This is a genomic window from Prauserella salsuginis, from assembly GCF_024648885.1.
In the GTDB taxonomy this organism is placed as follows: domain Bacteria; phylum Actinomycetota; class Actinomycetes; order Mycobacteriales; family Pseudonocardiaceae; genus Prauserella; species Prauserella salsuginis.
Genome location: NZ_JANBBF010000011.1, coordinates 202,601 through 222,630, shown reverse-complemented (window position 1 = coordinate 222,630; position 20,030 = coordinate 202,601). Strand labels below are relative to the sequence as shown.

General features: G+C 69.5%; 13 protein-coding genes and 1 pseudogene. 8 read left to right on the top strand and 6 right to left on the bottom strand.

Annotated features, from left to right (window positions below; all coding sequences use genetic code 11):
• Positions 1–7 precede the first annotated feature (7 nt).
• The 4 genes from LY40_RS15960 (at position 8) to LY40_RS15945 (ending at position 5,815) form a co-directional block, all read left to right on the top strand.
• Positions 8–1,345 (top strand): SAM-dependent methyltransferase, encoded by a 1,338-nt coding sequence (locus tag LY40_RS15960; protein WP_258937332.1) that lies wholly within the window; start codon positions 8–10, stop codon positions 1,343–1,345.
• An 89-nt stretch (positions 1,346–1,434) separates the two neighbouring features.
• On the top strand, positions 1,435–2,265 hold the full coding sequence (locus LY40_RS15955; protein WP_183778742.1) for an alpha/beta fold hydrolase: 831 nt from the start codon (positions 1,435–1,437) through the stop codon (positions 2,263–2,265).
• A 429-nt stretch (positions 2,266–2,694) separates the two neighbouring features.
• Entirely contained in the window at positions 2,695–4,734 is a 2,040-nt protein-coding gene (locus LY40_RS15950; RefSeq protein WP_258937331.1) for a neutral/alkaline ceramidase, read from the top strand.
• Between the two features lie 253 nt (positions 4,735–4,987).
• The gene (locus LY40_RS15945; protein WP_258937330.1) at positions 4,988–5,815 is read left to right on the top strand and encodes a mycofactocin-coupled SDR family oxidoreductase; all 828 of its coding nucleotides are present in this window, start codon (positions 4,988–4,990) and stop codon (positions 5,813–5,815) included.
• A gap of 195 nt (positions 5,816–6,010) precedes the next feature.
• Here LY40_RS15945 and LY40_RS15940 read toward each other — a convergent pair whose 3' ends face one another.
• Positions 6,011–7,798 (bottom strand): thiamine pyrophosphate-requiring protein, encoded by a 1,788-nt coding sequence (locus tag LY40_RS15940; protein ID WP_258937329.1) that lies wholly within the window; start codon positions 7,796–7,798, stop codon positions 6,011–6,013.
• Positions 7,799–7,872: 74 nt separating this feature from the next.
• On the opposite strand from LY40_RS15940, the gene LY40_RS15935 reads away from it, so the two are divergent.
• A complete protein-coding gene (locus LY40_RS15935) occupies positions 7,873–8,715 on the top strand; it encodes a phosphoribosylaminoimidazolesuccinocarboxamide synthase (protein WP_183778750.1) in 843 nt (280 codons plus the stop codon).
• A 46-nt stretch (positions 8,716–8,761) separates the two neighbouring features.
• Here the strand turns inward: LY40_RS15935 and LY40_RS15930 are convergent, their stop codons facing one another.
• Both LY40_RS15930 and LY40_RS15925 read right to left on the bottom strand, forming a co-directional pair.
• Complete coding sequence (locus LY40_RS15930) at positions 8,762–9,061, bottom strand: DUF3040 domain-containing protein (protein ID WP_183778752.1); 300 nt, start codon at positions 9,059–9,061, stop codon at positions 8,762–8,764.
• Positions 9,062–9,487: 426 nt separating this feature from the next.
• Positions 9,488–9,961, bottom strand: coding sequence for a nitroreductase family deazaflavin-dependent oxidoreductase (locus LY40_RS15925; protein ID WP_258937328.1), 474 nt, complete (start codon positions 9,959–9,961; stop codon positions 9,488–9,490).
• Positions 9,962–9,995: 34 nt separating this feature from the next.
• Here LY40_RS15925 and LY40_RS15920 point away from each other — a divergent pair, with 34 nt between their 5' ends.
• Positions 9,996–10,904 carry an RluA family pseudouridine synthase gene (locus LY40_RS15920; RefSeq protein WP_183778758.1) on the top strand — a complete coding sequence of 303 codons (909 nt, stop codon included), beginning with the start codon at positions 9,996–9,998 and terminating at the stop codon, positions 10,902–10,904.
• A gap of 242 nt (positions 10,905–11,146) precedes the next feature.
• On the opposite strand, the gene LY40_RS15915 is transcribed toward LY40_RS15920, so the two are convergent.
• The 3 genes and pseudogenes from LY40_RS15915 to LY40_RS15905 form a co-directional block, all read right to left on the bottom strand.
• Positions 11,147–13,630: a DNA gyrase/topoisomerase IV subunit A gene (locus LY40_RS15915; protein WP_258937327.1), complete on the bottom strand. Its 2,484-nt coding sequence runs from the start codon at positions 13,628–13,630 to the stop codon at positions 11,147–11,149.
• 100 nt (positions 13,631–13,730) lie between these two features.
• Positions 13,731–15,797 (bottom strand): DNA gyrase/topoisomerase IV subunit B, encoded by a 2,067-nt coding sequence (locus LY40_RS15910; RefSeq protein ID WP_183778762.1) that lies wholly within the window; start codon positions 15,795–15,797, stop codon positions 13,731–13,733.
• 497 nt (positions 15,798–16,294) lie between these two features.
• Positions 16,295–17,230 (bottom strand): annotated as a pseudogene (locus LY40_RS15905) (DNA polymerase IV); the annotation flags it as partial.
• Positions 17,231–17,608: 378 nt separating this feature from the next.
• Between LY40_RS15905 and LY40_RS15900 the strand changes: the two are divergent.
• Positions 17,609–17,890 carry a WhiB family transcriptional regulator gene (locus LY40_RS15900; protein WP_183778766.1) on the top strand — a complete coding sequence of 94 codons (282 nt, stop codon included), beginning with the start codon at positions 17,609–17,611 and terminating at the stop codon, positions 17,888–17,890.
• Between the two features lie 1,049 nt (positions 17,891–18,939).
• Positions 18,940–19,692, top strand: a complete 753-nt coding sequence (locus LY40_RS15895) for a class I SAM-dependent methyltransferase (protein WP_258937326.1) — start codon at positions 18,940–18,942, stop codon at positions 19,690–19,692.
• Positions 19,693–20,030: the final 338 nt, after the last annotated feature.

The following is a 20,030-nucleotide window of genomic DNA, read 5'->3' as shown; positions in this document are numbered from 1 at the left end:
TGACACCATGGCGGCGACACGTCCCCTCTCAGCGACGCCCACGTCCGCGCGTCCGCGGCACCACGGCGGCGCGTCCGGCGCCGGTGGCAGACCGCCGCTGAGCGCGCTGTTGACGCGGCTGCTCGGCGACGACCCGCCGGTGACGGTGACCGCCTACGACGGCACCGTGGTCGGCGATCCGGATGCGGCGCCCCGCATCCACATCCGCACTCCCGGGGCGCTGAGCTACGTGCTGACCGCTCCGAACGAGCTGGGGCTGGCGCGCGCGTACGTCACGGGCAGGCTCGACATGACCGGCGATGTGTACGCGGTGCTGCAGGCGATCGACGACGTGTCGCCGAGTATGGCCGACAAGGCGTGGCTCGCACGAGCACTGACCGGGTACGCACGCGAGCTGCTGCGGCCGGTGCCGATCCCGGTCGAGGAGGCACCGTCACGGCCGCGGCGCGTGCTGCACGGGCTGCGGCATTCGAAGGCGCGCGACAGCGAGGCGATCGCGCGGCACTACGACGTGTCCAATCGGTTCTACGAACTGGTGCTCGGCCCGTCGATGGCCTACACCTGCGCCTGTTACCCCGATCCGGCCTCGACGCTGGAGGAGGCGCAGTTCCACAAGTTCGACCTCGTGTGCCGCAAACTCGGGCTGCGGCCGGGAATGCGGTTGCTCGACGTCGGCTGCGGCTGGGGCGGCATGGTCGCCCACGCCGTCGAGCACTACGGCGTGACCGCACTCGGAGTGACGCTGTCGCGGCAGCAGGCCGAGTGGGCACAGCGGGACCTCGCCGCACGGGGCCTGGCCGGCCGTGCCGAGGTGCGGCACCTGGACTATCGCGACGTCGCCGAGAGCGGCTTCGACGCGGTGTCGTCGATCGGGCTGACCGAGCACATCGGCGCGCGGGCACTGCCGTCGTACTTCCGGTTCCTGCGGTCGAAACTGCGCCCCGGCGGAAGATTGCTCAACCACTGCATCGTGCGGCCCCACACCTACGACTCCCATCGCACGGGGCCGTTCATCGACCGCTACGTCTTCCCCGACGGCGAACTCGAGGGCGTCGGCACGATCGTGTCGGAGATGCAGGACAACGGGTTCGAGGTGCGCCACGCCGAGAATCTGCGGGAGCACTACGGCCGCACCCTCGCCGCGTGGTGCCGCAACCTCGACGCCCACTGGGACGAGGCGGTCGCCGAGTCCGGTGTGCAGCGCGCCCGGGTGTGGGCGCTGTACATGGCCGCCTCGCGCCTGTCGTTCGAACGGCACCGGCTGGAGCTGCAACAGGTGCTGGGCGTGGCGGTCGGCGAGCACGGCGACGCGTCGATGCCGCTCCGCCCCGACTGGGGCGTGTGAACCGTGCGTCCGGTCCGGTCGGCGGACCGTGCGCGAGCCCGCCGCGATGGAGTGATCGCGATGTCGGTGGTGTCCGCTACCGTGCGAGCGTGATCGAGCACCTCAGCATCCCCACGTCCGCAGGCGACTTCGACGCGATCGCCGCGGGCCCGCACGACGGCCGTCCGGTGTTGCTGCTGCACGGATTCCCCGAAGCCGCCGTGGAATGGGAACACCAGGTCGCGCGTCTCGGCGACGAGGGATATCGCGCCGTGGCGCCCGACCAGCGCGGTTACTCGCCCGGCGTGCGACCGGCCGACGTCGCCGACTACGAGATGGACCACCTGGTCGATGACGTCGTCGCGATGGCCGGCGCGCTCGGCTGGTCACGGTTCGACCTGGTGGGCCACGACTGGGGCGGCGCCGTCGCGTGGTGGACCGCCGACCGCCACCCCGACCGGTTGCGCTCGCTCACCGCGGTGTCCACGCCGCATCCCCGCGCGCTGGGCGATGCGCTCCGCACCGACGAGGACCAGGCGATGCGCTCGCAGTACATGCGTGACTGGCGGAACTCGGACACCGAGAAACGCATGCTCGCCGACGGCGGCGAGCCGCTGCGCCGCATGTTCGAGTGGAAGGTTCCGCGCGGCCGGGTGGACGACTACCTCGCGCGGTTGTCCGAACCGGGTGCCCTGACGGCGGCGCTGAACTGGTACCGGGCGGGCAGTCCGAAAGCTGCGATCGAGGCGATCGCGGTGCCGACGCTCTACGTCTGGAGTACCGAGGATGTCGCGTTCGGCTCGACGGCGGCTCTGGCGACCGAACAGTGGGTCAGCGGGCCGTACGAGTTCCAGATGCTCGAGGACGTCACACACTGGGTACCCGAGGAGGCCCCGGAACAGCTGACCGCACTACTGCTGGACCATCTCCATCGGCACTGAGACGTGACCGGTTCGGCCACGGCGTAGCGTAACCGAACCGGCCACCGGATCTCGGACGCCGAGCCTCGAACCTCCGACACTCCTCGAGGCTCGGCGTTCCTCGAGGCTCGACACTTCTTGAGTCTCGTTGTTCCGCGATCCTCAGTGTCTCTCGATCCTCGACGTCTCTCGAGGCTCAGCGTCTCGAGGCTCAGCGTCTCTCGAGCCTCGAGTGCCACGAACCTCGAGGCTCAACTGTTCCGAACCTGCAGCGCACCGGACTGCCACGAATGCGGTCCCGGACGCCGTTCGGGTGCCGCCACTCGGGTGATGCCGGCCGATTCTCACCCGGTCGTGGCCGGTTCTCGTCGACTGCACCCTTGCGCCGCGGCACCCCAACCCCGAAAATTCGAAACTCATTCATGTTTTGTCGGTGGGTGGGTGGAACGAATGCCGAAACGCGCGTTGGTCCTGGTCACGACGCTGCTCCTCGGCGCGTCGCTACTCACCGCGCCCGCCGGTGCGAGGTCGCCCGAGGGAGAGGATGCCGTGCACGCAGCCGAGCCGTATCTCGTGGGACGCGGCGTCGCCGACGCGACGGGCGAGATCGCCGAAGTCGGCCTGATGGGCTACGGCCGCATCGACCAGCAGGCGGCCGGCCTGCACAACCGGCAGCGCTCGCGTGCGTTCGTCATCGCCGACCGGGAGACGAACGAGCGCGTACTGCTGATCGTGGTCGACGCGCCGATGATCTTCAACAGCGTGCGCCAGGAAGTGCTGCGCAGGCTGGCGGAGCGCTACGGCGACACCTACACCGAGCGCAACGTCATGCTGACCGCCACGCACTCGCACGCCGCCCCCGGCGGCCATTCGCACCACCTGCTGTACAACCTCACCACCCTGGGATTCCACCGGAAGACGTTCGAGGCGGTCACGTCCGGGATCGTCGAATCGGCCGAGCGTGCCCATGCCGACCTCGCACCCGCGTCACTGACGCTCACCCACGACGAGCTCACCGACGCGAGCGCCAACCGGTCCCGTACGGCGTTCGACCGCAACCCCGACGGCGACAAGGCCCATTTCCCCGACGCCGTCGATCCGCAGACCTCGTTGCTGCGGATCGAACGCGACGGCAGGCCCGTCGGGGCGATCAACTGGTTCCCGGTCCACGCGACGAGCATGTCGGGCGACAACCGTCTCGTCAGTTCCGACAACAAGGGCTACGCCGCCTACCGCTGGGAACGGCAGGACACCGACGTCGACTACCGCGGCGAGCCGGCACCGGAGTTCGTCTCGGCGTTCGCCCAGACCAACGCGGGTGATCTGACGCCCAATCTCGACCTGACCCCGCCGACCACGCCCGAGGACTTCGGCCGCACGACCGCCAACGGCGAGAAGCAGTACCGTGCCGCGAAGCGGCAGCTGACCGCGAAGGGCGCGAACCTCGCGGGCGGGGTCGATTCGCGGCTCGTCCACATCAACCTGTCCGATGTGGAGGTTCGACCCGAGTTCACCGGTGACGGCCGGACACATCGCACCTGCTCACCGGCGGTCGGCGCGGCCATGGCGGCGGGCAGCGTGGAGGACGGTCCGGCCTTCCCCGGATTCGACGAGGGGGAGAATCCGCTGTGGGACAGGGTTTCCCACTCCGTGCTCTACCGCGCGTCGCCGGAGCTGAAGGAATGCCAGGCACCGAAGGGCGTGTTCGCCCCGGTCGGTGCGATGAACAAGGTCTACCCGTGGGTGCAGGAGATCGTGCCGGTGCAGCTGGTACGCGTCGGCGAGCTGTACCTCATCGGTGTGCCGGGTGAGGTCACCATCACGGCGGGCCTGCGGCTGCGGCGGACGGTCGCCGAGGCCGTGGGTGCGGATCTGCGGAACGTGCTCGTCGCGGGCTACGCCAACTCCTACTTCCACTACCTGACCACGCCGGAGGAGTACGACGTCCAGCACTACGAGGGCGGCAGCACCCTGTTCGGCAGGTGGCAGCTGCCCGCGATGCAGCAGACAGCGCACGGCCTCGCGACGGCGATGCGCGACGGCCGCGAGGTGCCCTCCGGCGACAAACCCGAGGATCTGTCGGGCAAACAGTTCCGGCTTCAGCCCGGCGTCGTGCTCGACACGCCGCCGGTCGGGAAACGATTCGGCGACGTACTGAGCCAGCCCGCCGAGGTCTACTCCTCGGGCGAGCAGGTGTCGGCGGCGTTCGCCGGTGCCCACCCGAGCAACGACCTGCACCGCGGGGGAACGTACCTCGAGGTGCAGCGCTGGGACGGCCACGCGTGGCGGACGGTCGCCGACGACGGCGACTGGTCGACCAGGCTGCACTGGAAACGCCGTGGCCTGTCGGCGTCCCAGGTCACGATCACGTGGGAGCCGCCGGCGGATGCGGCAGGCACCTACCGGATCCGCTACCGCGGGGATGCCAAGAACGCCCTCGGCCGTATCTCGCCGATCACCGGCGTGACGAGGGAGTTCACGATCCGCTGACCCGAGGTTGCGGACTGCCGGGGCTGTGTTGCGGACTCCGGGTGCCGTGTGCGTGCCCGGCGCCGGGGCACGGAATCCGGTGACGAGACTGACGCCGGACCGTCCCGTTACTCCGTACGGCCGCATCTCCGCAGCGCACCGACCGACTGCACCGTATGGCTGTTGTCGACGCCCAGCCCTGGACCTTCGGCACCCCGTGCCATAACGTCCCGTCCAGGGCGCCACCGGAGTCAACGACGACACGGAGATGACCATGGGCAGGTTCGACGACAAGGTCGCGTTCATCACCGGTGCAGCACGCGGTCAGGGCCGAAGCCACGCGGTGGCCCTCGCCGAGGAAGGCGCCGACATCATCGCGATCGACACGACGAAAAAGGTCGACAGCATCCCCTACTCCCTCGCCACGGCGGACGATCTCGACGAGACGGTGCGGCTCGTCGAACAAACCGGGCGGCGGATCGTCGCGCGGGAAGCCGACGTCCGTGATTCGCAGGCACTCGCCGCCGCGGTCGACGCCGGAGTCGACCGGTTCGGCCGGCTCGACATCGTCCTGGCCAATGCCGGGATCTTCGGTCACGGGCCGTCCCTCGAGATGACCGACGAGGCATGGCAGGACACGATCGACATCAACCTGACGGGTGTGTGGAAGACGCTCAAGGCGTCGGTGCCGCACATCATCGACGCCGGCCGCGGCGGGGCCGTCGTCATCACGAGTTCGGTCGCCGGCGTCCAGGCCAACGCGAACACGGCACACTACGCCTCGTCCAAAGCCGGGCTGATCATGTTGATGAAGGTCATGGCGAAGGAACTGGCGCCGCACAACATCCGCGTCAACACCGTGCATCCCACGGCCGTCGCGACGGACATGATCCTGCACGAGTCGCTATATCGGTTGTTCGCACCCGACGTCGAGAATCCGACGCGTGCCGACTTCGAGGCGGCGGCCCAGGACCTCAACGCGCTGCCCGTCGTCGCACTGCAACCGGAGGACGTCACCGACCAGGTGCTGCACCTGGTGTCCGACACGGGCAGGTACATCACCGGGTCCATGCAGATGGTCGAGGCCGGCACCGACCTGTGAGCACCGCCGGCGACCGACGCCGCACGATCGCGTCGGTCGCCCGGGGTGCAGAACACGCGCGAAAATGCAGTCGCGCGGTAGGGCGTCCCTGAGGGGTGGTGGCCGGGCGACGCCTGGGCGCAGAACACGCGTGCCTGGGCGCAGAACACGCGGTGCCGAGTGCAGGACACGCGTGCCTGAGTGCAGGACATGCGGTCAGCGGCCGGGGAGGAACTCCTGCAGTTTCGTCTTCGCACCCTGCATCAGGACGTGCCACGTGTTGGGATCGCCCTTGGCGAGTGCCTCGGCGGTCGAGGTCATCTGTTCGAGCGTGGCGTGCGGTGGGATCGGCGGCACTTCGGGATCGCACCGCACGTCGAGCAGCGCAGGGCCTCGGCCGCCGAGCACCCGCTCCCACGCCGGGCCGAGCTGCTCCGGATCGTCCACGGAGACGGTGTCGAACCCGAGCGCGGCCGCGAACGCCGCGTACGACATGTCCGGCAGGGTCTGCGACTCCTCGAACTTCGGGGCTCCGCCCATCGCCCGCAGTTCCCACGTGACCTGGTTCAGATCGTCGTTGTGGAACACGCAGACGACGAGCCGCTGGTCGTCCCACAGCTCGCGGTACCGCGCGATGGTCAGCAGTTCCGCGAGGCCGTTCATCTGCATGGCGCCGTCGCCGACGAGTGCGACGACGGGCCGGTCCGGGTGGGCGAACTTCGCCCCGATCGCGTACGGCACGCCCGCACCCATCGTGGCGAGCGTGCCGGACAGCGACGCCCGCATCCGCCCGCGGATGCGCAGGTTGCGCGCGAACCAGTTGGTCGACGATCCCGAGTCGGCCGTGATGATCGCGTCCTCGGGCAGGCGCACCGACAGCTCGTGCACCACGCGCTGCGGGTTCACCGGTTCGGCGCTCAGCATGGCCTGCTGCCGCATGGTATCCCACCACTCGGACACGCTCGATTCGATACCGGAACGCCACGACGCCGCGTTCTTGCGCTGCAGCTGCGGCAGCAGCGCCCGCAGGGTGGCCTTCGCCTCGCCTGCGAGGTTCACCTCGGTCGGGTAGCGCATCCCGAGCACACCGGCGTCCACGTCGATCTGCACGGCCCTTGCCTGGCCGAACTCGGGCAGGAACTGGCTGTAGGGCATGTTCGAACCGACGATCAGCAGCGTGTCGCAGTCACGCATCAGCTCGTAGGTCGGCCGCGTCCCGAGCAGTCCGATCGATCCGGTGACGTACGGCAGTTCGTCGGAGAGCACGTCCTTACCGAGCAGCGCTTTCGCCACGCCTGCGCCCGTCAGTTCGGCCACCTGGCTCACCTCGTGCGCGGCGTTGCGCGCGCCCTGGCCGACGAGGATCGCCACCCGCTCACCGGAGTTGAGGACCTCGGCGGCGCGGGCGATCTCGTCCTCCGGGGGCAGGACGACGGATCGCGGGGTGCTCGGCGGTGCCGACGGCACGTGTTTGAACTCGTGCTGCGGCGGGCTGTAGGTCTGTTCCTGCAGGTCGTTCGGCATGATGACAGCCGTGACGGTGCGCTGGCCCCATGCGGTGCGCAAGGCGCGGTCGAGCGCGTTCGGCAGCTGTTCCGCGGTGTTGACCTCCACCAGGTAGGCCGACGCGACGTCCGCCAGCAGCGCCTGCAGATCCACCTCCTGCTGGTAGCTGCCACCCATCGCGGTCCGCGCCGTCTGCCCGACGATCGCGACGACCGGCACGTGGTCGAGCTTGGCGTCGTAGAGCCCGTTGAGCAGGTGGATGGCACCGGGCCCGGACGTGGCCAGGCACACGCCCACGTTGCCACTGAACTTGGCGTAGCCGACGGCCGCGAAGGCGGACATCTCCTCGTGGCGCGACTGCACGAACCGCGGCCGGTTGCCTGCCTCGCCGAACGCGGCCACGATGCCGTTGATCCCGTCACCGGGGTAGCCGAACACCTGCTCGACGTCCCACTCCCGCAGCCGCCGCAACACCTGGTCACCGACCGTTTCCGCCATCACGTCTCCCGTCTTCGACTCCTGTCGGCCGTCACGGGGCTACCCACGGGGCGCCGCAACAACCCGGCCGTACGATGAGGCGCGTGAAGCACATCCACGCGGGCAAAGTCAGGGATCTGTACGACGACGACGGCGACATCCTGCTGGTCGCCTCCGACCGGATCTCGGTCTACGACGTGACGCTGCCGACCCCGATCCCCGACAAGGGTGCGCTGCTGACCCAGCTGTCGCGCTGGTGGTTCGAGCGGTTCGCGGATCTGGTACCGAACCATGTGCTGTCGGCCACGGCCGTCCCGGACGAGTTCGCGGGCCGCGCGCTGCGCTGCAAGCCGCTGACGATGGTCAAGGTCGAGTGCATCGCCCGCGGATACCTGTCCGGGTCGGGCCTGAAGGAGTACCGCGAGCGGGGCACCGTGTCGGGGGTGTCGCTGCCGGACGGGCTAGTCGAGGGCAGCAAGCTGCCGGAGCCGATCTTCACGCCGACGACGAAGGCCGACGCGGGCCACGACGAGGCGATCACGTTCGACGACGTCGTCGCGCAGGAAGGCGGCGACACGGCGGAGCGGCTGCGCGAACTGACCCTGGGGCTGTACCGCGCGGGTGCCGAGCACGCGGCCGAACAGGGCATCATCGTCGCCGACACCAAGGTCGAGTTCGGCTGGGACGCCGACGGTGTGCTGACGCTCGGCGACGAGGTCCTGACGTCGGATTCGTCCCGATTCTGGCCCGCCGACGAGTGGCGGCCCGGGCAGCCGCAGCACGCGTTCGACAAGCAGTTCGTGCGCGACTGGGCGACCTCGACGGGTTGGGACAAGACCCCGCCGGGGCCGGAGGTTCCCGCCGACGTCGTCGCCGCGACCCGCGCCCGTTACGTCGAGGCCTACGAGCGCATCACCGGCGAGACCTGGCAGGCGTAGCCGGATTCACCGGCTACGCCCGGCGCGGCCGGGTACCAGGGCGAGGCTAGGCCTCGTCGTCATCCTGGTCCGCCGGGTTCGTCGCGCCGCCCCAGCCCTGCACGTGCGCGAAAGCCGCAACGACCAGCACGATCGCCGCCAGCAGCACCAGGCCGAAGTTCAGCGTCACCAGGCCGAGCACGATCAGCACGCCCGCGAACATGTCGAGGCCGCGGCGCAGCACCCGGCCACCCGCCCAACGGCGCGGCGGCCCGCCACGGCCGAACGCGCGCGCCAGCTCGGGATCGTCGTCTTGCAGCTTGCCGCCGATGCGCTCGAGTTCCTCACGTTCACGACGACTCAGCATGGCGAACCCCCTCGGTCGTCTCGTCCGCGTCCTGCGCCGACTACCCGTCGCCGGGCGGCGCTAATCCCTCCGCCCGCACCGGGTCGCGGCAGGAACCACGGCGGGAACCGCGGCGACGAGGGCGGACGGCGGGCTCGGGCACTCGCGGGTACGACATCGTCCGCACAGCCGATGGCCCGGCGGGGTTCGCGGTCGTATCGTGCTCTCAGACGAGGGAACGAGGGCCGACAGCCCCCGGGGACCGCGCACCTCCCCCTCGCCTGCGGACCCCGGACGAGGAGAACGCCCGGCACGCCGCCTCTCGGCGGACGTGCCGGGCGTTCCACGTGGCCCTTCAGACCGGCGACGCGTGGCGGCCGCCGCTACGAGCAGGCTCACCCGAGACCACCGCGGGTGGTGCTCGACGAGCCGCCTGCGACGGCCCCGTCAGGCGGTGTGGTCGAAGCGGACGAACCTGACCTCGCGGCCGAGCGCGCGGAAGTCGTCGTCGCCGCCGTCGACGCGATAGCCCATGACGCGCGCCAGCCGGGTAGCGAGCTTCGGATACTTGCCCGCGTACTCGGACATCAGCTCGACGCCCGTGTGGACGTCCAGCGGAACCGCCGTAGCCGAGGTGCACAACCGTCCATTTTGGATTTTTACTGACGGGTTCTCGATGACGTTGCGATACCAGGCGGCTTTCGTCCCGAATCCCGAGCACGCCGTGATCGAACCGGCGTCGCGGGTCACGACCTCGAGCACCACCTCACGCCGACGCCCGCTCCGCCTGCCGGTGTGGACCAGGTACATGAGCCGTCGGCCCAACAGCCCGCCGAATCCCCGCCGGTACAGCACGATCGGTGCCCGCGCCAGTGCCCGCCGCCAACCACTGGGCGGCCCGGCATCGCTGATCCGTTCCACGATCGGCACCCTACGCCGCCGGTACCCTGGAGACATGAAACGTCCCGTCTCACCGCTGCCGCAACGCAACGGACTCGACGCCGCGCGGCTGCGGCTGCCCGTCGACGGGACGTGGGCGACCGTGCGCGACCACCTGGTGCAGCGCCTGCACCGACTGGAGCCCGCCTACATCGACGACATGCTCGCCGCGGGCAGGTTCGTCACGACCGCCGGCCCGGTCACCGAGGACACCCCGTACGTCCCCGGCGATTTCGTGTGGTTCCACCGCGACCTGCCCGACGAGGTTCCGGTGCCGTTCGACATCGGCATCGTCCACCGCGACGACGACCTCGTCGTGGCCGACAAGCCGCACTTCCTCGCGACGATCCCCCGCGGCAAACACGTCATGCAGACCGCGCTGGTGCGCTTGCGCGACGAGCTCGGCCTGCCCGAACTGAGCCCCGTACACCGGCTCGACCGGGTGACCGCCGGGCTGCTGATGTTCACCGTGCGGCGCGAACTGCGCGGCCCGTACCAGAACCTTTTCCGCGACCGCACCGTCCACAAGGAGTACGAGGCGATCGCCCCGCACGACCCGCAGCTCGCGCTGCCGCGCACGGTGCGCAGCCGGATCGTCAAGCGCCGTGAGGTCGTCACCGCCGAGGAGGTGCCGGGCGAGCCGAACGCGGAGACCTACGTCGAACTCGTCGAGGCCCGCGACGGCCTGGGCCGCTACCGGCTGGTGCCTGCAACGGGCCGCACGCACCAGCTGCGGGTGCACCTGGCCTCACTCGGCGTGCCCATCGTGGGCGACTCGTTCTACCCCGTGACCTACGAGACCGCGCTCGACGACTTCCGCAACCCGCTGCAGCTGCTCGCGAAGGTCCTCGAGTTCACCGACCCGCTCACCGGCGAGCGCCGCCGATTCGAGAGCGACCGCACCCTCTCGGCCTGGCCCGGCTGAGTTCGAGACCGCGCGTGTTCGGCGCTCAGCCGGGCGATGTGACCGGAAGCCCCACCCTCTCCAAGGCGAGATCTGCGCGAGGCACGGCACCACACCCTGACGGATCGCCGCTCGCCTGGTCTCGACCGCCAGCAGCGTGCTGGAGACCATGCGCTCGTCGGAACGCTCGTCCAGCAGCCGGCGCAACGCCGGTGTCTCGACCTCGTATCCCTCCCCGCGACGACGCCTCCTGCGGCCCCGGGTCAGTCGCGTTCGATGCGGTGACCGATGACCTCCGGTCCGGGGTGCGCGGCGCCGGAACCGTCGCGGCGGTCGTCGACCTCGGGCAGTTCCACCGCGTCGCCCTTCCGTGAGCTGCCCGCGGGCCTCGGTCCGATCCACGCCACGCGGACCGCGTCCTCGCCCTTGAGCAGCCGGTGCGCACGCACCCCCGCCGTCGCCCGGCCCTTGGCCGGGTACTCGGCGAAGGGTGTCACCTTGACGGTCTCGCCCGTGGTCGTGACGACCAGTGGTTCGCCGTGGTCGTCGTCGTCCGTGCGCACCGCGCCGAAGAACACCACCTCGGCATCCCCGGACAGCTTCACGCCCGCCATGCCGCCGCTCTTCAACCCCTGCGGCCGCACCAGCGAGGCCGAGTACCGCAGCAGCGACGCCGCCGACGTCACGAACGCCAGCTCCTCCTCGCCGTCGGCCAGCCACGCGGCGCCGACGACCTCGTCGTCTTCCTTGAGGTTGATGACCTCGAACTCCTCCGACCGCACGGGCCAGTCGGGTGCGCACACCTTGACCACGCCCGCCTTCGTGCCGAGCGCCAACCCGGGCGAGTCACCGACGTGATCACCGACCGGCGCGAGCCCGACGATCCGCTCCCCCTTCGCCAACGGCACGAGCTCCTTCGCCGACATGCCGCCGCGCAGCGACACCGTGCCGCTCTGCTCCGGCAGCACGGGCAGCGGCAGCACGTCCACCTTGAACGCCCGCCCCGCGCTCGTCACCAGAATCACCTGGCCACGAGCGGTGGTGGCGGCGACCGCCTGCACCGCGTCGTGTTTGACGCGGCCGTTGCGGCGACGGCTTTCCTGCGCCTCCTCCGATTCGGCCGCGGTACGGGCGACGAGCCCGGTGGCCGACAGCACCACGTGACACGGGTCGTCGGCGACCTCCAGCGGCCCGGCCGGCTTGGACGCGGCCAGCACCTCCTTGAGGTCACCGTCGATCAGCGCGCTGCGCCGTTCGGTCGGGAAGTCCTTGGCGATCTTCGCCAGCTCGGCCGAGACGACCTTCTTGAGTTCCTTGTCGTCGTCCAGGATCTTCGACAGCTCCGCGATCTCCTCGCGCAGCTTCGCGTCCTCCTGTTCCAGGTCGAGCTTGTCGTACTTGGTGAGCCGCCGCAGCGGGGTGTCCAAAATGTACGTGGCCTGGATCTCGGTGAGCTCGAACCGCTTCATCAGGCCCTCCTTGGCGGCCTGCGCGTTCTCGCTCTGCCGGATGAGCCTGATCACCTTGTCGATATCGACGAGCGCCTTCAGCAGACCTTCGACCAGGTGCAGCCGTTCTTCCCGCTTGCGCCTGCGGTAGCGCGTGCGGCGTGTGACGACGTCGTAGCGGTGCTGCAGGAACACCTCGAGCAGCGGTTTGAGGCCGAGCGTCTGCGGCTTGCCGTCGACGAGCACGAGGTTGTTGATGCCGAACGACTGCTCCAGCGGGGTCAGCCGGTACAGGTCGGCGAGCAGGGCCTGCGGGTTGACGCCGACCTTGCACTCGATGACCAGCCGCGTGCCGTTCTCGCGATCGGTGAGGTCCTTGACGTCGGCGATTCCGGTGAGCCGCTTGGTCTTGTTGACCTCGTCGGTGATGCGCTCGATGACCTTCTCCGGGCCGACGCCGTACGGCAGCTCCGTGACGGTGATGCCCTGCCGCCTGCTGCCCTCGACCGGGCCGGTCTCCACGGTCGCGCGCATCCGCACGACGCCGCGGCCCGTCTCGTAGGCCTTGCGCACCTGGTCCAGGCCGAGCACCTGCCCGCCGGTGGGCAGGTCGGGCCCCGGCACGAACTCCATCAGCTTGTCGAGCGAGGCGTTCGGGTGGTTGATCAGCCAGCGGGCGGCGGCGATGACCTCGCTGAGATTGTGCGGGATCATGTTCGTCGCCATGCCGACCGCGATGCCGGACGTGCCGTTGACGAGCAGATTCGGGAACGACGCCGGCAGCACGGACGGTTCGAGCAGTTCGCCGTCGTAGTTCGGCCGCATGTCGACCGTCTCTTCGCCCAGCTCGCCGACGAGCAGCATCGCCTCGGGCGACATGCGGGCCTCGGTGTATCGCGACGCGGCCGGTCCATCGTCCGGGCTTCCGAAGTTACCGTGCCCGTCGACCAGCGGAACGTTCATCGAGAAGTCCTGCGCCAGGCGCACCATCGCGTCGTAGATCGCGACGTCGCCGTGCGGGTGGTACCGGCCCATCACGTCGCCGACCACACGCGAGGACTTCACGTACGCGTGGCTGGGCCGGTAACCGTTCTCGTTCATCGAGAACAGGATCCGGCGGTGTACCGGCTTCAGACCGTCGCGTGCGTCGGGCAGGGCCCTGGAATGGATGACCGAGTAGGCGTACTCCAGGTACGAATCCTCGATCTCGGCGGTCAGCGAGTTGTCGTAGACCTGGGCGCCGGCCTGGTCGAACGCGGCCGGATCGACGCGGGTGGTCGGATTCTTACGGCGTGCCATCGTGGTGTCCGGCTCCTAGTTCGTGCGCTGGCGCTGGGATATCGGTGCTGGGATATCGGGCGCTGGGATACTGGCTGCGGGTACGGGCGCGGCGGCGCCGTCAGATGTCGATCGCGGCCTGGTCGACGCGTTCGGACGACGAGACGAGCCAGTTGCGGCGCGGTTCGACCTTTTCGCCCATGAGCAGTTCGAGCGCCGCCTCGGCGGCCTCGGCGTCGTCGAGGGTGATGCGGCGGACGGCGCGGGTCGCGGGGTTCATCGTCGTATCCCACAGCTCGTCGGCGTCCATCTCACCGAGGCCCTTGAAGCGGGGCACGGGCTTCTTGATCGTCTTGCCCTTCGCCTCGAGTTCCGCCACCTTCTCCTGCATCTCCCGCTCGGTGAAGGTGTAGTGCGTCTCCTCGCTCTTGCCCTTGGTGACGACCTTGTGCAGCGGCGGCATCGCGGCGTAGAGCCTGCCCTCGTCGACGACGGGCCGCATGTAGCGGGCGAACAGCGTGATCAGCAGGGTGCGGATGTGCGAACCGTCCACATCCGCGTCCGCCATGATGATCACGCGGCCGTAGCGCATCGCCGACATGTCGAACGTCCGCCCGGTTCCCGCACCGAGGACCTGCACGATGTTCGAGATCTCGGCGTTCTTCAGCGCATCGCCGAGACCGGCCTTCTGCACGTTGAGGATCTTCCCTCGCAACGGCAGCAACGCCTGGTATTCGGACACGCGGGCGCTGCGAGCACTGCCGAGGGCGCTGTCGCCCTCCACGAGGAACAGCTCGCTGCGCGCGATGCCCGTCGCACGGCAGTCGACCAGCTTGGGCGGCATGGCGGCACCCTCGAGCGCCGTCTTGCGCCGCGCGGCGTCCTTCTGCTGCTTCTGGGCTATCCGTACCCGGGAGGCGTCGACGATCTTCTGCAGCACCGTTTTGGCCTCGGACTTGGTCCTGCGGTTGTCGGTCCAGGCGCGGATCTCCTTGTCCACGATGCCCTGGACCACCTTGGTGATGCCCGCGGTCGACAGTTCGTCCTTGGTCTGCGACGTGAACTGCGGCTCGGGGATGCGCACGTGGACCACGGCGGTCATGCCCTCGGTGATGTCGTCGAGGGTGGGCGGGTCCTCCTTCGGCTTGAGCAGCCCCCGGGTACGCGAGATCGCCTCCTGCAGCGACTTCGTCAGCGCCCGGTCGAAGCCCTTCCGGTGCGTACCGCCGTGCACGTTGCGGATGGTGTTGGTGAAGCACTCGATGGTGCGCTCGTAGCCGGTCCCCCAGCGCAGCGCCACGTCCACCTCGGCGTGGCGCTCCACATTGGATTGCATGACGCCGTTCTCGTCGGCGGCGTTCTCCTTGTAGGTGCCCTCGCCGGCGATCGTGATCGTTCCGGACACCGCGCGGTCGCCGGTCGGCGCGAGGTACTCGACCATGTCGACGAGACCGTTCGGGTAGTGGAACGTCTCTTCCTCGATCGTGCCGACCTCACCGTCGGTGGCCGTCCGCAGCACGTAGGTGACACCGGGCACGAGGAACGCGGTGTGCTGCAGCTTGGTGCGCACGTGCTCGACGTCGAGCGCGGCTCCCTGTTCGAAGTACCGCGCGTCGTACCAGTAGCGGATCGTCGTGCCGGTGGCCTCACCGCGCTTCATCTTCCGCGCGACGCGCAACCCCGACTGCGGCGTGAACTTCGCCTTCGGGCCCGCGCCGTCGAACACGCCCGCGACGCCGCGCGCGAAGGACATCTCGTGGACCTTGCCCGCCCGTCGCACCTGGACGTCGAACCGCAGCGACAGGGCGTTGACCGCCGAGGCGCCCACCCCGTGGAGACCACCCGAAGCCTTGTAACCGGAGCCGCCGAACTTGCCGCCGGCGTGCAGCCGGGTCAGCACCAGCTCGACGCCCGAGATCCCCGACTTGGCGTGGTTGTCGGTGGGGATGCCGCGGCCGTTGTCGTCCACCTCGACACTGCCGTCGGCGTGCAGCGTGACGACGACGCGGTCGGCATGGCCCGCCACGCCTTCGTCGGTGCAGTTGTCGACGATCTCGGCGAACAGGTGGTTCACGCCGCGGCTGTCGGTGGACCCGATGTACATGCCGGGCCGCTTCCGTACCGCTTCCAGTCCCTCGAGGTGGGTCAGATCGTCGGCCCCGTACAGGGTCTCGGCCGAAGCAGTCACAGGGTCGTCTCTCCCGGTCTCGTGATGCGATGGCGGCTTCCGCGCACCCACGGGCAGGCCGCCTCGTGCGGGTCGTCGGCACCGGGCCGGTTCACCGAACCCGGCGGGAAGGCACCGTACTGCAGGATATCCGCACGGTCGGACATTCCGGGGAACCCACCGGGCCCAGAGCCGTCACGGCGGCCGAGATGTGACTCAGCTCATTCCTCGCGGCCGGCCGCAGGGGGCTCGACGAACTCGGCACGGACCCCCAGCAGCCGCACCGGACGGTCGAACTCGAACCGGTCCAGCACGGCCAGCGCGGCGCGTTCGAGCTCGTCACCGACCGTGGTGCGCTCCGGCTTCGCACGCAGCTCGGGCACCCCCGGCGGCTCCGGTTCCCCCAGCGACTCCGGTCCCGGAGGCTGTTCCGGCTGCGGAGACCTGGGTGACTCCCGCGGCTCGGGTGACTCCGCCTCCGATCGCCGCGGCTCCTCCTCGCCCGGCCGTTCGCCCTCGGTAGCCGGGTCGAGCGGCTCGGGAAGCGTCGTGCTGCGGGTCCGGGTCAGGAACGGCGCGAACCGCACCTTCACGGCCACGCGCGCGACGGGCCGTCCCTCGGCGGTCACGTCGTCGGCGACACGCCGCGCGAGCTCGCGCACGGCCGCATCGGCGGCGTCGCGGTCGGTGAGGTTCTCCTGGAACGTCGTCTCCCGGCTGCGCGACTTCGCCACGTAGGGCGTGGCGGTGACCTCACGGTCACCCCAGCCGTGGGCCAGCACGCGGAAGAACGGGCCCATGGTCGGCCCGAACCTGGCCGCCAGCCGGTCGCGATCGGCGGCGGCCAGCTCGCCGACCGTCGTGATGCCGAGTTCGGCGAGCTTACCCATCGTGCGGCTGCCGATACCCCACAGCGCGTCCGGGGGCCGGTGGGCCATCACGGGCAACCAGTCCTCCTGCGTGAGGCGGTGGATTCCGCCCGGCTTGGCGAATCCGGTCGCGGTCTTCGCGCGCAGTTTGTTGTCGCCGATCCCGACCGACGACTCCAAACCGCAGCGCTCTCTCACAATGTCGCGGACGCGCTGCGCGAGACCTTCGGGATCATCGGTGTCGGCCCCGAGAAACGCCTCGTCCCAGCCGGCCACCTCCACGACGACCGGCAGTTCCCGCAATGCCGCCATGACGCGTTCCGAGACCTCTTCGTAGGCCGGCGAGTCGGAGGGCAGGAATATCGCATCGGGACATTTCCGCTGGGCCGTCCGCAACGGCATTCCGGAGTGCACGCCGAACGCGCGCGCCTCGTACGACGCCGTCGCTACGACACCGCGCTGTGCAGGGTCGCCCTTGCCGCCGACGACGACGGGTTCGCCCTGCAACTCCGGATGACGCGCGATCTCCACAGCAGCAATGAACTGATCGAGATCGACGTGCAGTACCCAGTCCACATCGCTCAGTATGCGCCACCACCGGCCACCGCCGGGGCCGCGAGTGCGCCCGTTCCGGAAATGCACCCGGCGCACGAACGCAGGAAGCGAATGTGGCGCACGCGGCACGTGACGGACATCGCTCCGGAGAAGACGTTGAACGTGGAACAAGTTCGTCCCCGCAGCCGTTGGACGAGATGTTCGCCCGTTCTCGTGCATTCATCCCCGACCACGCCGGAAAACGGCCCGCGGGCAGTCGCGTGCCCCGATCGCGAACCGCGGCAATCTCCGGTGGCCCCGGCGGCGGCCGTCACGGACACGCACCGGTGGCCGACACGAATCGGCGAACACACGATTCGAGTTCGACCCCTACCCCGAACCGCGCCGCGAAAGGAGGGCGCCCGCACCATGGAAACGTTCGACCGACCGCAGGGCCTCGAGTGGGTGCACAACGCCGCCTGCCGCGACGAGGACCCGGAACTGTTCTTCCCCGTATCCGACATGGGCCCTGGCTCCCAGCAGGCCGCGCAGGCCAAGGCGGTCTGCGCGCGCTGCCCCGTCCGTGACCGCTGCCTCTCCTACGCACTGGAGAACGGTCTCGACTACGGCGTCTTCGGCGGCCTCACCCAGGAGGAACGCCGTGAGCTCGCACGTCGCCGGCGTGCGGATTCCACGCCGCAGGCGGCGTGACACCGGCGGGTGTCGGGCGGTGGTCCCCCGGCATCGCCCGACACCCGCCCGACTCGCCCCGATCGACCCACGCTCCCCGCACCCCCGAACCCGAACCTCCCGCAGGCCCGGCCACACGACCGCGGACCTGCGCCCCGTGACCGGCGTCCCGGCACCCCCGACCCGTGAGACGAGCCCGGCTTCACGGAAGCCCCGCTCCGCCCCATGACAGCCTCGACACCCACGTCCCGGGAACGCAGTCACGCCCCGGGAACACAACGGCCTCCGGGAACACAACGGCGTCCGGGAACACAGTGGCGGTCGGGAACACAGTGGCGGTCGCAAGACTGCGCCCTGGCACAAAACTGAGCCCTGGCACAAGACGGCGCCCGGTCACAAGCCTCGGACACAGGACTCCGCCACAACGCTCAAGCACGACACCCCGGCACACAGCGCCACCCGACCACACAGCGCCACCCGACACAGCACCCCGGTAGGACGGGCCCGTTCACCGTGCGCCGAAGCCGGTTCCAACCCCTCGACCCGGCACCACCGTCCACTGCGCCCGGTCACGCCCCCTTCACAGTCCGTTCGCAGTGCCCGTTCGCAGTGCCCGTTCGCAGTGCCCGTTCGCAGTGCCCGTTCGCAGTGCCCGGTCGCATCACCGCGCCCGTTCGCCGCGCCTGTCCACACCACCCGATGTGCAGCCCGAAGAGTGACGGTTTCGTGCCGTTCCGTCGACCGGTGCGGAATGTCCAGGACCGCCCGCCTCGTTATGCATAACTGCATGCATAAGTCACACGCCTTCACCTCCTCCACAAGCTGTGCGCTGTGTCATCGACCACAATGGGAAGTGTTAAGGTATTCATAACATATACATATCAACCTGGGTGATGTTCGATAACTAAAATGCCCTACCGTGGGGAACCCGAAGTGGCAACGGACAAGCAAGCCCAGGCACTGGGGTCGGCTGCGCTGAGGGTGCACGAGCACGCCGCTCCTGGCGGCGCTCCACCTCCAACACCAGCACAAACCCACCCCCGGGGTCCGGCAAACCGGAAGGGGAACGTGTGACACTGCAGGCCGCTGAACAGGATGGGTCGGCCCAGGAGGGCCACGGCGCCTTCGCCGCGGCGACGGGCCGCAGCCTCGAAGGCGACAACGCCAAGCCCAATTACCTCGAGTACCAGCGCGAACTGATCCGGCCGTACGCCGGACGCTCCGTGCTCGAGATCGGCGCAGGCGACGGCGAGTTCGTCTCGGGCTATCACGACGCCGAGCGCTACGTCGTCACCGACGTCGACCCGGAAGCCGTGCAGCAGATGAAGTCACGCTTCGCCGACCGCAACGACGTCGAGGTGCAGCAGTTCGACGGCGACGGCAACGGCCGTCTCACCGACCCGGTCGAGACGCTGCTGGCGATCAACGTGCTCGAACACATCGAGGACGACGCCGGGGCGCTGCGCAGCCTGTCCAAGTCGGTGACGCCGGGCGGCAAGGTCATCATGTTCGTGCCCGGATACCAGCAGTTGTACGGCGAGTTCGACCGCCTGGTCGGCCACTACCGCCGCTACACCCCGCGCACGCTGACCGCCGCCGCGCGGCGCGCCGGGCTGTCGCCCGAGGTGGCCAAGCCGGTCAACTTCCTGGGTGCGTTCGCCTGGTGGGCCGCGGTCCGCAAGGGCGGCACGGGATCGCCGAACCCGAAGCTGGTGTCGATGTACGACCGCTACGTCGTGCCCGTCACGAAGACGATCGAGAAGAACGTGCGCGTGCCGTTCGGGCAGTCGATCCTGCTCGTCGCACGCACCCCGGTCGCCTGAGCGACCCGGAACCCGTTCGCCGCAGCCGGCGGCGCCCCGGCATCGGGGCGCCGCAACGGCCGCGGCGAACCTCTGTGCCGCGGCTGCCCTGCGTGCTGGCGCCGTAACGCATCCGCGCGCCTGTTATCGCGCACCGTTCCACGGCGCCCCTGCTCGACGACGCCCCTGTTCCATGGCGCCCCTGTTCGACGGCAGCGTTACTTCGAGTGCCCCGTTCGACGGCGCCCCTACCTCGCAGGGCCCTACTCCACAGCATCCCTACTTCACGGCGCCCTTATTTCACAGCGCCCTTATTTCACAGCGCCCTTATTTCACGGCATCTCATACTTCACAGCGCC